This window comes from Neofamilia massiliensis (assembly GCF_001299475.1).
Lineage (GTDB): Bacteria > Bacillota > Clostridia > Tissierellales > Peptoniphilaceae > Neofamilia > Neofamilia massiliensis.
Map to the genome: position 1 here is coordinate 780,464 of NZ_CYUJ01000002.1, position 12,668 is coordinate 793,131.

Here is a 12,668-nt window from a genome sequence, read left to right on the forward strand (position 1 = left end):
AATGATTAATAGTAAACAAAGGGCCTATTTAAAAGGCTTAGCAAATAAATTAAATCCTTCTTTACAAATAGGAAAGGAAGGTCTTACTGAAAATATCTTAAAAGAATTAGATATCCAATTAGAACAAAAAGAACTAATAAAAATTAGTGTTTTAGAAAATAGTCCTGTCTTAGTTGATGAAGTAGTTGAAGATATTTTATCTAGTACTCAGGCTGAATTTGTTCAAAAAATTGGCAGTAAGTTAGTAATTTATAGAGAATCTAAAGAAAACAAAAAAATTCAACTGTAAAATGAAAATAGGCATTATTGGGGGATCTTTTGATCCTATACACTTAGGTCACTTGGCTATGGCTGAGTATTTGAGAGAATTAAAAAACTTAGACAAAATAATATTTATTCCAACTGGAAATGCTCCTCACAAGACTTATGAAAGTCTAGCAGACCAAAGATTAGAAATGGTAAAACTTGCAATTGAAGACAATAAATATTTTTCTTTTTGTGAAATTGAGGTATTAAAAGAGACCACTTCATACACAGCTGAAACATTAAAAACACTAAAGGAAAAATGTCCAGAAGCTGAGCTTAATTTTATAATAGGAATGGATAATTTATTTTCTATCGAAAAGTGGTACAAGATAGAAGAGCTTGGTAAGTTAACAAACATACTAGTTTCTAATAGGATTTACAAAGAGGGAATTTCCCTAGGAGAAACTATGAAAAAATGTAGATATTTACAAGATGAATTTTCCTTAAAAATAGACATAGTAGACTCACCAATTTTTGAAATATCATCTTCAGATATAAGACAGAGAATAAAAAACAATAAAAGTATTAAATATTTATTGCCAAAAAAAGTAGAGGACTTTATAAAAGATAATGGATTGTATAAGTAGGGATAAGATAAAAAAATTAGAAGAGCTAATAGGTGAATATAGGTTTAATCATTCTTTAGGAGTTATGGAAACAGCTGAAAGATTTTGCAAAGCTTTAGGAGAAAATCCTGACAAGGGAAAAATTGCAGGACTGTTTCATGATTGTGGCAAGTTTCTAGATAAGAAAATGGCTTTTGAATTTATTAAAGATAATAACTTAGTCTATCCAGAAGAATATTTAGAAAACTTTCAACTTCTACATCCTCATTTAGGTGCAGATGTAGCTAGAATAGTTTTTGATATTAATGATGACTACATTTTAGATTCTATAAGGTATCACACAACCCTTAGAGAAAATCCTAGCCTACTTGATAAAATAATTTTTATTACAGATGCAATTGAACCAGGTAGGGACTTTGAGGGTGTAGAAAAACTTAGGGACCTTGCTAATAAAAATATTGATGAAGCAATTTTATTCTCTTTAGATGACACAATAAAAGCCCTAATAAACAAGGGAAAATATTTAGGTATAGATACAATAAAAGCGAGAAATTATTTCTTAAATATTGTAGAAAAATGAAATTGATTTTTTGACTTATTGGCCTAATTTTAATATAATAAACGTAAGATATTGTCATTTACAAAGGAGGAAAATTTGAAAGATACTTTAGATTATGTAAAAATAATTGAAAATTCTATTGACGACAAAAAAGGCTACGACACAGTAACTTTAAATGTCAGTGAACAAACTAGTATTGCTGATTATTTTATTATTACTTCAGCAGATTCATCTACCCAAGTTTCAGCAATTGCAGATGAAATTAATAGAAAGATGGATGAAGAAGGACTTAAACAGATAAATCGCTCTGGATATCAAAGTGCCAGATGGGTTTTATTAGATTATGGTAATATTATTGTTCATATTTTCCATAAGGAAGAAAGACAATATTATGATTTAGAAAGACTATGGGAACAAGTAGAAGAAAATTTTGATAACAAATCAGGAGATGATTAAGATGAAAATTTTACACACAGATAAGGCACCAGCAGCAGTAGGACCATACTGTCAAGCAGTTCAAGTAGGAGACATGATTTTTACATCAGGTCAGCTAGCTATTGATCCAGCTAATGGAAATTTAATTAATGACGATATTGAAAAGGCAACTAGAAGAAGTCTTGACAATGTTAAAGCTATTTTAGAAGAAGCAGGCTCAAGTCTTGAAAAAGTTGTAAAAACTACTATATTTTTAGACGACATGGACAATTTTGCTAGGGTAAATGAAGTTTATGGCGAATATTTTTCAGACCACAAACCAGCAAGATCTTGTATCCAAGTAGCTAGACTTCCTAAAGATGCTATTGTAGAAATTGAAGTAATAGCTCTAGCTTAATATATATAGAGCAGGCAAAGGAATTTGCTTGCTCTATTTTAAAATCTTTTTTGAGGTGGATTATGTTTAAGGACAAAGGAAAAAGCTTATTGATTATTTTATTTTACTTGCTTTTATTTTTAGCTTTTTTTCTTATAAAAAATAAAAACCAAAGTGAAAGTAAGCTAACTAATCAACTAAGTCTTAGTCAAAATTTAGAAGAAAATCCAATAGTTGAAGAAAACAATCAATCAAGCGAATCTGAAAATGAAGATATTTATATACATATTTCCGGCAACGTAAATTATCCTGGTCTAGTAAAAATGAAAGCAGGCCAGAGACTTTTTGATGCAATTGAACTTGCTGGAGGAATGACAGAAGAAGCTGATATAGACCAAATAAACCTATCACTTATTTTAAATGATCAAGATAAAATATACATTCCTGCCAAGGGAGAAATCGCAAACTTTATTCAAGAACCAGCAACTACTTTAGTAAATATTAATACAGCTAGTAAGGAAGAACTTACCAGCCTATCAGGTATAGGTGATAAAACTGCCGAAAAAATTATAAATTACAGGCAGAAAACACCATTTTCTAAAAAAGAAGACCTAATGAATGTGCCTGGTATTGGAGAAAATAAATACAAGGAAATAGAAGATAATATAACTATTTAAAAGGAGAGACAATGACAAACAAAGAAAACTTTATTAACACCTTTAAACTTGCCCTAAGATTAAGTTTTGGTAAAAACCTAGAGGAAGCCAGTGACTTAGAAAAATATACAGCTCTTTCTGAAACAATAATGGAATTTATTGCCGATAAATGGAAGGAAACAGGAGAAGTCTATAAAGACAAAAGACAAGCCTACTATTTTTCTGCTGAATTTTTAGTTGGCAGGTCCCTATATAACAATTTAGTCAACTTACTTTTAGAAGAAGATGTAAGAGAAATTTTAGAAACTTTAAATATGGACTTAGATGAAATTGCCGACCAAGAAGAAGATGCAGCCTTAGGAAACGGTGGCCTAGGAAGATTAGCAGCTTGCTTTATGGAATCAGCTGCAACTTTAAACCTACCTTTAACTGGTTATGGTGTTAGATATAGGGAAGGGCTTTTAAAACAATCTATAGTTAATGGTTTTCAAGTAGAGTCTGGAGACTCTTGGACAAAAAATGGAGATCCATGGTCTATTAGAAAGTATTCAGAGTCACAAATTGTTGAATTTAAAGATATGAAAGTAAGGGCTGTTCCTTATGATATGCCTATAATTGGCTACGAAGGAAAGAGTATTAATACCCTTAGGCTTTGGCAGTCTGAGGCACTTTTGGACTTTGACTTTGAAAAATTTAACAACTTTAAATATGATGAAGCCTTAGTTGGGAAAAATAGGGCAGAAGATATAACTAGAGTCTTATATCCAAATGACGATCAAAGGTCAGGAAAAGTTTTAAGACTTAGACAACAATATTTTTTCTGCTCAGCATCTATAAAGGATATAATAAAAAAACATTTAGAAAAATATGAAAGTCTAGACAATATTGACGACTTAGTTAGAATTCAACTAAATGACACTCATCCAGTAATTGGAATTTCTGAGTTTGTAAGAATTTTAGTTGATGACTATTCTTATGATTTTTTACAAGCCCTTGAAAAGACCCAAAGAATATTTTCCTATACAAACCATACTATATTACAAGAGGCAATGGAAAAATGGGAAGAGTCAATTGTCGAAGATACCAACCCAAGAAACTTAGAAATAATAATGGCAATTGATGAAGTTCTTTTAGAAAAATTGAAGGATAAAAATGCAACTGAAGAAGAAATTCAAATAATGCGAATATACAAAGACGGTCACATTAACATGGCCAACCTAGGAATATTTTTGTCCCATACTGTTAATGGTGTTGCAAAACTTCATACAGATATATTAAAAGCAGATGTTCTAAAAGAATGGTACAAATATTATCCAGAAAAGTTTCAAAATAAAACCAATGGAATAACACCTAGAAGATGGCTATTAATGTCAAATCCTGAACTATCAGCTCTTATTACAAGGCTTTTAGGATCTAAAGACTGGGTTAAAGACCTATCCCAACTAAAAAAGCTAGAAGAATTTATTGATGATGACAAAGTATTAGAAGAACTAATGGAAATAAAATTCCAAAAGAAAAAGCAACTTGCTGATTATATTTATAAACATGAAGGAATTAAAGTTGATCCTGCATCAATTTTTGATATTCAAATTAAAAGAATTCATGAATATAAAAGACAGCTAATGAATATTTTCCAAGTAATTTATCTTTATCAAAGACTTAAGGAAAATCCTAATTTAGATATTTTACCTAGGACCTTTATCTTTGGAGGAAAATCTGCTCCAGGTTACTTTAGAGCTAAGGCAATAATAAAATTGATAAATGAAGTTGCCAGAGTTATAAATAATGATTTAGAAATTAAAGGCAAGATTAAAGTTATCTTTGTAGAAAATTATAGGGTAAGTTATGGAGAAAAACTTTTCCCAGCTGCTGACATTTCTGAACAAATATCTACAGCAGGAAAGGAAGCATCGGGTACAGGTAATATGAAGTTTATGCTAAATGCTACTCCAACAATTGGAACATACGATGGAGCCAATATAGAAATTGTTGAAGAAGCAGGATTTGAAAATAACTTTATCTTTGGTGCCAGAGTTGAAGAACTTAGGGAAATTGAATCAACTTACCAACCTATGGAAATTTATTTAAACGACTACCAAATAAAACAAGTTGTAGATACACTTTTAAATGGGACTTTTGTAGACAATGATAGCTATATGTTTTTAGATATTTATAATGGACTTTTTAAAGAAGATTGGTCTAAACCTGATTCTTACTTTATATTAAAAGACTTAAGGCCATATATCGAAGCTCAAGGAGAAGTTGACAGAGCCTATAGAGACCAAAGATATTGGGCTCAAAAATGTCTAATGAATCTAGCAAATGCAGGTAAGTTCTCTTCTGATAGAACAATTAAAGATTATGCGGAAAATATTTGGCATATAGAGTCAAGTTTTATATAAAAAGGAAATGAGCCACTTATAGACAAGAGTGGTTTTTTTCTTTATAATAGTAAGAAGTAATTAGAAATGTTTTTATAAAAGTACCTTAACTATAAAGGAGAGATTATTTTGAAAGAAAGAGTATTTAGTGGCATCCAACCTTCAGGAAACCTAACTATAGGAAATTATTTAGGAGCCTTAAAAAACTTTTCTGTCCAACAAGATTTATATGATTGTATATACTGTGTAGTTGACATGCATGCGCTTACAGCAGGTATTAAAGCAGAAGATTTAAATAGATATTCTTATGAAATTCTGTCACTGTATTTAGCAGCAGATTTAGATCCTGAAAAATCTATTATTTATTTTCAATCTCATGTTCCAGCCCATACAGAGCTTCAATGGATTTTAAATTCAATAACGCCACTTGGCCAACTATCTAGAATGACCCAATACAAGGCCAAGGCAGAAAAACATGCTGACAATATTTATGCAGGCCTATTAAACTATCCAATTTTAATGGCGGCAGACATAATGCTTTTTGATGCAAAATATGTTCCAGTAGGAGATGACCAAAGACAACACTTAGAGTTTACTAGAGATTTAGTTGAAAAGTTTAATTCTATTTATGGAGAAACTTTTGTTATGCCTGAAATGCTAGCCACAAAAACTGGAACTAGAATTATGAGCTTGCAAAATCCAGCTGCAAAAATGAGTAAATCAGATGAAGATATAAATGGAGCAATCTATATTCTAGATTCTGAAAAAGATATTAAGAAAAAAATAATGAGAGCCGTAACCGACTCAGTTGGTGTTATTGCCTATAATAAGGACCAAGCAGGATTAAAAAACCTTATAGATATATACTCTTCATTTACTGATTTAAGTCCAGATGACATTGTAAAGAAATTTGACAACCAAGGCTATGGAACTTTTAAAAAAGAACTTGTTGAAGTTGTAGTTGATGGGTTAAGACCAATTCAAAATCGATACAATGAATATATGTCTAACAAAGATCAACTAGAAGAAATTTATAGGTCTGGAGCGAAAAAAGCTAGAAAATTAGCCAATGCAAAAATTAAAGAAGTTTGTGACAAAATAGGACTTATTGAATTATAAAGGGGGACCAATGAAAGAATTAGCAAAAACTTATAATCCTAAGGATTTTGAAAATAGATTATATGACTTTTGGATGGAGAACAAATATTTCCATGCAGAAGTTGATGAAAATAAAAAACCATTTACAATAACAATGCCACCACCAAACGTTACTGGAAATTTACATCTAGGTCATGCCATGTATGTCCTACAAGATATATTAATTAGATGGAAGAGGATGGATGGATATTCAGCTCTTTGGGTTCCAGGAACTGACCATGCTAGTATTTCTACCGAAGCTAGAGTTGTAAATAAAATTCGCAACGAAGGAAAAACTAAGGAAGAACTTGGCAGAGAAAAATTCTTAGAAGAAGCTTGGGACTGGACGGAAAAATATGGTGGAAACATTAAAAACCAACTTATGAAAATGGGCTTTTCTTGTGATTGGGACAGGGAAAGATTTACCTTAGACCATGATCTTTCTGATGCAGTCCTTGATGTTTTTGTTAAGTTATATGAAAAAGGTTATATTTATAGAGGCGACAGGATTATAAACTGGTGTCCAGATTGTAAAACTTCAATTTCTGATGCAGAAGTAGACCACGAAGAAACTCATAGCAAGATTTGGTATTTTAAATATCCACTAGTTGATGGAGATGGTTTTGTTACTATTGCAACAACTAGACCTGAAACTATACTAGGAGACCTTGCAGTAGCAGTTAATCCAGCAGATGAAAGATACACAGACTTAGTTGGCAAGAAAGTTATGCTACCACTAATGAATAGGGAAATACCAATTATTGCTGACGACTATGTTGAAATGGATTTTGGTACAGGTGTAGTTAAGATTACTCCTTCTCACGATCCTAATGACTTTGAAGTAGGAGCCAGACACAATTTAGGTCAACTTGTAATTTTAGATGAAGAAGCAAAAATAAACGAAAATGGTGGAGACTATTGCGGTTTAGATAGATACGAAGCTAGAAAGAAAATCATTGAAGACTTTAAAGACTTAGGCCTATTTGTCAAAGAAGAAGTTAGAGAAAACTCTGTAGGTCATTGTGAAAGATGTAATACTGTTGTAGAGCCAATAATTTCTAAACAATGGTTTGTTAAAATGAAAGAAATGGCAGAGGCGACATTAAAAGAATTTAAAGAAAACAACTCTCCAGAATTTGTGCCATCAAGATTTTCAAAAATATATGAACAATGGTTAGAAAATATTAGAGATTGGAATATTTCTAGACAACTTTGGTGGGGCCATAGACTCCCTGTTTACTATATTAATGGCAAAGATGAATATGTAGTTTCAAAAACAAAACCTGAAGATACAGATGAAATAAAATATGTCCAAGATGAAGACACATTAGATACTTGGTTTTCTTCAGCCTTATGGCCTTTCTCAGTATTAGGTTGGCCTAAAGAAACAGAAGATTTTAAATATTTCTATCCAACAGATGTATTAATCACTGGTTATGATATTATATTTTTCTGGGTAATTAGAATGGTATTTTCAGCTATAGAACATACTGGGCAAGTTCCATTTAAACATGTTTTAATAACAGGTATAGTTAGAGATGAACAAGGAAGAAAAATGTCTAAGTCTCTTGATAATGGTGTTGATCCACTTGATGTAATCGACCATTATGGAGCTGATGCTCTAAGATTCTTTTTAGTAAATGGCAACAGCCCAGGAAATGATTTAAGATATTTTGAATCTAGAGTTGAAGCATCTAGAAACTTTGCCAATAAGTTATGGAATGCATCTAGACTTGTTCTAATGAATGTTGATGACAACTTTAGGGAAAAGAGTATTGAAGATATTAATTTAAAATCAGAAGATAAGTGGATTCTTCACAAACTTAATCAAACAATTGTATCAATTGATAAGCAACTTGATAAGTTTGAAATCGGCTTATATTCAAATGAAATTTATGAATTTATCTGGTATGAGTTCTGCGACTGGTATTTAGAAATGGTTAAGTACCGTCTTTATGACGAAGATGTAGATGTGAAAAATGATGCAGTAAATGTTTTAATGTATCTCTTAGATAAAATATTAAAACTACTTCATCCAATAATGCCATTTATTACTGAAGAAATCTACCAACATCTGCCAGTAAAAGACGAAGCCTTAATAATTGCATCTTGGCCAAAATACCAAGAAGCTTTTGAATTTAAAGAAACTTATGATGAAATTGAATTTACAAAAGAAATAATAAAGTCAATAAGAAATATTAGGGCAGAAATGAATCTTCCTAATAAGAAAAAGACTAATATGCTTTACTACACAGAAGACAAGTTTGAAAAAGCTGCTATAGAAAATAACAGCCAACAAATTCTTACTTTAGCTAATTGTCAAACAGTAAAATTTGAAGACAAGGCAAATATTGATCCAGATGAACATTCAGTATTGCTAGTAGGTAAGGCAGAAGTATTTCTTCCACTGAAAGAATTAATAGATAGGGAAAAAGAAATAGAAAGACTTACTAAAGAAAAAGAAAAAGCTATTTCTGAAATTGAAAGAGTTAATTCAAAATTAGCCAACCAAGGTTTTGTAAGCAAGGCTCCAGAAAAATTAATTAATGAAGAGAGAGCAAAAAAAGAAACTTATGAAACTATGTTAAAAAACATTAATTTACAGCTTGAAAAATTAAATAAATAAAACAAAATCGACTGAGTCTTTTTAAGAAAATCTTAAAGAGACCAGTCGATTTTTATTTATCTTAGTTGTCTAGTATAACTTTTAAAAGTTCGTGATAAAAAGATTTGTTTTTATTAAGCCAGTTTTCTCTTAGCCTTTTAAAATCTCTATCATTATCTAGGGTAAAGGTCATAGAAAAGTTTTCGTCTAAGGATCCTTTAATTGCAAGTTTAACAATGGTTTTGTCTTTATTAAGGGGAATTAGTTCAAACTCTGGATTTTCAATATCCATAGTCTGAGGGGAGAAGATATTATCTACCTTTTCTTTTAAAATAATATCTATATTGTCTTCTAAAAGTTCTAGAATTTGAATGGAGAAGTCAGAAAGAATTAAAATTCTTCCGTCATCTGAATTAAAAAACTTTGAATTTTTTAGTTCATTAAAATATTCCACAAAGGTAAAGTAGTCCATTAATTCATTTTCTAGTATTAAACTCGACAATTGTTCAAAGCTTAATTTGCATTTAGATTTTTTTATTATATAGAGAATAAGTAGTTTGTCATTGGCTACTTTTAAATTTAAATTATTATCCATAGTTACCTCCATTGCAATTATAACACAAATAACAGATAATATAAGAAGGTGATGACAATGAATTATTTAAAATTTGCAAAAATATATGACAAGTTAATATATGACGTAGACTATGATAAAATAGTTGATTTTATAAATAGAGAAAAAGAAAAATATAATATTAAGGGGAATAGCCTTTTAGAGTTAGGTTGTGGAACTGGAAATATTACAAGCAAATTAAATGGGTATAATATCATAGCCATGGACAATTCTGATGAAATGCTTTCCTTGGCTAGGGAAAAATCATTTGGAAGGAGAAATATTAGATTTCTTCAAGGAGACATTAGAGATTTTTCTTTAAACAAAGACTTTGATATGGCAATAGCTGTCTTAGATGTATTTAATTATATTACTGAGTATGACGACTTGTTAAAGGTATTCGATTTAGTCTATAAGCATTTAAAAAAAGATGGACTTTTTATTTTTGATGTCAACTCAGCCTATAAGATTAGCGAATTTATTGGCAATAATATTTTTTCAGATGAAGTTGATGACACCCTTTATGTTTGGCAGGGATCTTTCGATGAAGAGACAAAGATTAATGAGTACTTGCTTACTTTTTTTCAAAAAGTTTCAGGAAGTAGCTATGAAAGATTTGATGAAACCCATAGAGAAAGGGCCTATACTTTAGAAGAAATTTATAAGGCTTTGGACCAGAAAGGATTTACTGAAATTAAGGTATACGACTCTTATACTTATAAAGAAGTCAGCGATAAAACATTGAGATTAACATTTGTAGCAAGAAAGGATAAAGATGAATAGAGATTATTTAATTAGAGGAATTGAAAAAGAAGGAAAGTTTAAATTTGTAGCAGTTAATACTACTGACATAGTAAATGTTTCAAGAGACAAACACCAAACATCTAAAACTGCTTCAGCAGCTCTAGGTAGAACAATTTCTGCTGCAGCACTAATGTCAACTATGTTAAAAAATAGAAATGACTCTCTTACATTAATAATTGCAGGAAATGGAATAGCTGGAAATATTTTAGTTTCTGCAAATAACAAAGGTGAAATAAAGGGTTATATAGAAAATCCATCAGCAGATTTGCCATTAAATGATTTAGGAAAATTAGATGTAGCAGGAATAGTTGGTAGGTCAGGTTATGTTAAGACTATAATGGACCTAGGTATGAAGGAAGCCTATGTTGGCCAGTCAGAAATTATTTCAGGAGAAATCGCTGAAGATATAGCCTATTATTTTCTTCAATCTGAACAAACAAATACAGCTATTGCCTTAGGCGTTTTAGTAGATAAAGACCTTTCAATAAAACATTCTGGCGGCTACATGATCCAACTTTTACCAGGCTGTACAGAAGAAGATATAAGTAAATTAGAAAAATCAATTGGAAGTAAAAAGTCTATGACAGAGCTTATGGATGAAAAAGATTCGCTAGAAGATATTGTTTCTTATATTCTAGAAGACTTTGAAATTGAAATATTAGAAGAAAAAGACTTAGAATGGAAGTGCCTATGCTCTAGAGAAAGAACAATCCAAACCTTAAAGGCCTTAGGCAAAGACCAATTAAGTGAAATTATAGAAGAAGATGGAAAGGCAGAAGTAGTTTGTCATTTTTGTAATGAAAAATATAACTTCAACAAAGACCAGCTTGTTGAAATACTAAATGAGATTAAATAAAAATTGTTTTTTTAGGTAAAATAAAGCCGAAAATTAAAAAGCTGTAAAAATCTTAAAAGTATATTAAAATTCTTTGGATTTAATTTTTTATTAGTTATATATAGTATAATGTAACTAAGGAGGCCTTATGAAGATTTTAATAACTACAGACCTGTACAAACCTTCTATAAATGGAGTAGTGACATCAGTTTTAAATTTATCTGAAGAACTAAGTAAAATGGGGCATGATGTAAAAATTTTGACCCTGTCTAGAAATATTCATTCTCATAAAAGCGACAATGTTTATTATATTAAAAGTATTCCAGTTAATGTTTATCCAGATATTAGGGCAACTGTTTTACTTTATGACCAATTAATTAATGAATTAATATCCTGGAAACCAGATATAATTCACAGCCAATGTGAGTTTTTTACCTACACTTATGGTAAATATATATCTAAAAAAACTAAGGCGCCAATAGTTCACACCTACCATACCATGTATGAAGATTATATTTCGTATTTGAAAATAAATAAAAAGTATAGCAGACAAGTAGTTTCTTTTATGTCAAAAAACAGGCTTAAAGATGCAGCAGTAATTATTGCACCAACAAATAAAGTGAAAAAAACTTTACTTGCCTATGATATTACAAAGGATATAAAAGTAATTCCCACAGGATTAAACATACTATCTTTTGAAAGTAACTTTGACGACAAAGACAAAGAAATTCTTAGAAAGAAATATTCTATTCCAAGTGATGCAGACCTTCTTTTATATTTAGGTAGAATTGGAGAAGAAAAAAATATTAGAGCATTACTAATTAACTTTAAAGCCTTAGTAGCAAGGAGAGACAATATTTATCTACTTGTTGTTGGTGGAGGACCTTATGAAAAAACTCTGGCCCAAGAAATAATAAACTTATCATTAGAAAATAAAGTAATAATGACAGGAATGGTAGATCCTAAGAAAGTCTCTCTATTTTATAAGTCAGCAGACATTTTTGTTTCAGCTTCTCAAAGTGAAACCCAAGGCCTAACTTATATAGAAGCTTTGGCAAGTGGTTTGCCCCTAGTATGTAGGTATGACGAGTGCTTAGAAAAAGTATTAATTGATGGTTATAATGGTTTCTATTATAAAGATGAAGAAGGCTTTATAAATAACATAGAAAAAATTTTAGATAGTAAAACTTTAATGGAAACTATGAAGAAAAACTCCTTAGAAACTTCAAAATATTATTCAAAAACTTATTTTGCAAAGTCAGTAGAAAAAGTTTACAAACTTGCCCTTAGTATAAGTAAGACAAGACCAAGATCTAGAAGGATTATAAGAAGCAGTCTTCCAGCATTTTTAGACTTTAAGAATCACTTAATTAAATAAAAAATAAAATTAAAAAT

13 protein-coding genes are annotated in these 12,668 nt (G+C 30.4%); 12 read left to right on the plus strand and 1 reads right to left on the minus strand.

Annotation, left to right across the window (positions count from 1 at the left end):
* Position 1: 1 nt before the first annotated feature.
* The 9 genes from yhbY (at position 2) to BN2667_RS03790 (ending at position 9,042) form a co-directional block, all read left to right on the plus strand.
* Positions 2-289, plus strand: a complete 288-nt coding sequence (yhbY, locus tag BN2667_RS03750; RefSeq protein WP_054251981.1) for a ribosome assembly RNA-binding protein YhbY — start codon at positions 2-4, stop codon at positions 287-289.
* Position 290: 1 nt separating this feature from the next.
* Positions 291-893, plus strand: coding sequence for a nicotinate-nucleotide adenylyltransferase (gene nadD, locus BN2667_RS03755; RefSeq protein ID WP_054251982.1), 603 nt, complete (start codon positions 291-293; stop codon positions 891-893).
* Complete coding sequence (gene yqeK, locus BN2667_RS03760) at positions 877-1,452, plus strand: bis(5'-nucleosyl)-tetraphosphatase (symmetrical) YqeK (protein ID WP_054251983.1); 576 nt, start codon at positions 877-879, stop codon at positions 1,450-1,452. Before nadD ends, yqeK begins: the two co-directional genes overlap by 17 nt.
* A gap of 75 nt (positions 1,453-1,527) precedes the next feature.
* Entirely contained in the window at positions 1,528-1,887 is a 360-nt protein-coding gene (gene rsfS, locus BN2667_RS03765; RefSeq protein ID WP_054251984.1) for a ribosome silencing factor, read from the plus strand.
* Positions 1,880-2,263, plus strand: coding sequence for a RidA family protein (locus BN2667_RS03770; RefSeq protein ID WP_202903562.1), 384 nt, complete (start codon positions 1,880-1,882; stop codon positions 2,261-2,263). The genes rsfS and BN2667_RS03770 overlap by 8 nt, the downstream gene beginning before the upstream one ends.
* Before the next feature lie 62 nt (positions 2,264-2,325).
* On the plus strand, positions 2,326-2,919 hold the full coding sequence (locus BN2667_RS03775; RefSeq protein ID WP_054251986.1) for a helix-hairpin-helix domain-containing protein: 594 nt from the start codon (positions 2,326-2,328) through the stop codon (positions 2,917-2,919).
* A gap of 11 nt (positions 2,920-2,930) precedes the next feature.
* Positions 2,931-5,300, plus strand: a complete 2,370-nt coding sequence (locus BN2667_RS03780) for a glycogen/starch/alpha-glucan phosphorylase (RefSeq protein ID WP_054251987.1) — start codon at positions 2,931-2,933, stop codon at positions 5,298-5,300.
* Positions 5,301-5,405: 105 nt separating this feature from the next.
* A complete protein-coding gene (gene trpS, locus BN2667_RS03785) occupies positions 5,406-6,398 on the plus strand; it encodes a tryptophan--tRNA ligase (protein ID WP_054251988.1) in 993 nt (330 codons plus the stop codon).
* A gap of 10 nt (positions 6,399-6,408) precedes the next feature.
* Positions 6,409-9,042 carry a valine--tRNA ligase gene (locus tag BN2667_RS03790; RefSeq protein WP_054251989.1) on the plus strand — a complete coding sequence of 878 codons (2,634 nt, stop codon included), beginning with the start codon at positions 6,409-6,411 and terminating at the stop codon, positions 9,040-9,042.
* A 61-nt stretch (positions 9,043-9,103) separates the two neighbouring features.
* Here the strand turns inward: BN2667_RS03790 and BN2667_RS03795 are convergent, their stop codons facing one another.
* Entirely contained in the window at positions 9,104-9,616 is a 513-nt protein-coding gene (locus BN2667_RS03795) for a DUF4364 family protein (protein WP_054251990.1), read from the minus strand.
* A 57-nt stretch (positions 9,617-9,673) separates the two neighbouring features.
* On the opposite strand from BN2667_RS03795, the gene BN2667_RS03800 reads away from it, so the two are divergent.
* The 3 genes from BN2667_RS03800 (at position 9,674) to BN2667_RS03810 (ending at position 12,651) form a co-directional block, all read left to right on the plus strand.
* Positions 9,674-10,417 carry a class I SAM-dependent DNA methyltransferase gene (locus BN2667_RS03800; protein ID WP_054251991.1) on the plus strand — a complete coding sequence of 248 codons (744 nt, stop codon included), beginning with the start codon at positions 9,674-9,676 and terminating at the stop codon, positions 10,415-10,417.
* Complete coding sequence (gene hslO, locus BN2667_RS03805) at positions 10,410-11,294, plus strand: Hsp33 family molecular chaperone HslO (protein WP_054251992.1); 885 nt, start codon at positions 10,410-10,412, stop codon at positions 11,292-11,294. The genes BN2667_RS03800 and hslO overlap by 8 nt, the downstream gene beginning before the upstream one ends.
* A 127-nt stretch (positions 11,295-11,421) precedes the next feature.
* Complete coding sequence (locus BN2667_RS03810) at positions 11,422-12,651, plus strand: glycosyltransferase (protein ID WP_054251993.1); 1,230 nt, start codon at positions 11,422-11,424, stop codon at positions 12,649-12,651.
* The last annotated feature ends 17 nt before the right edge of the window (positions 12,652-12,668 follow it).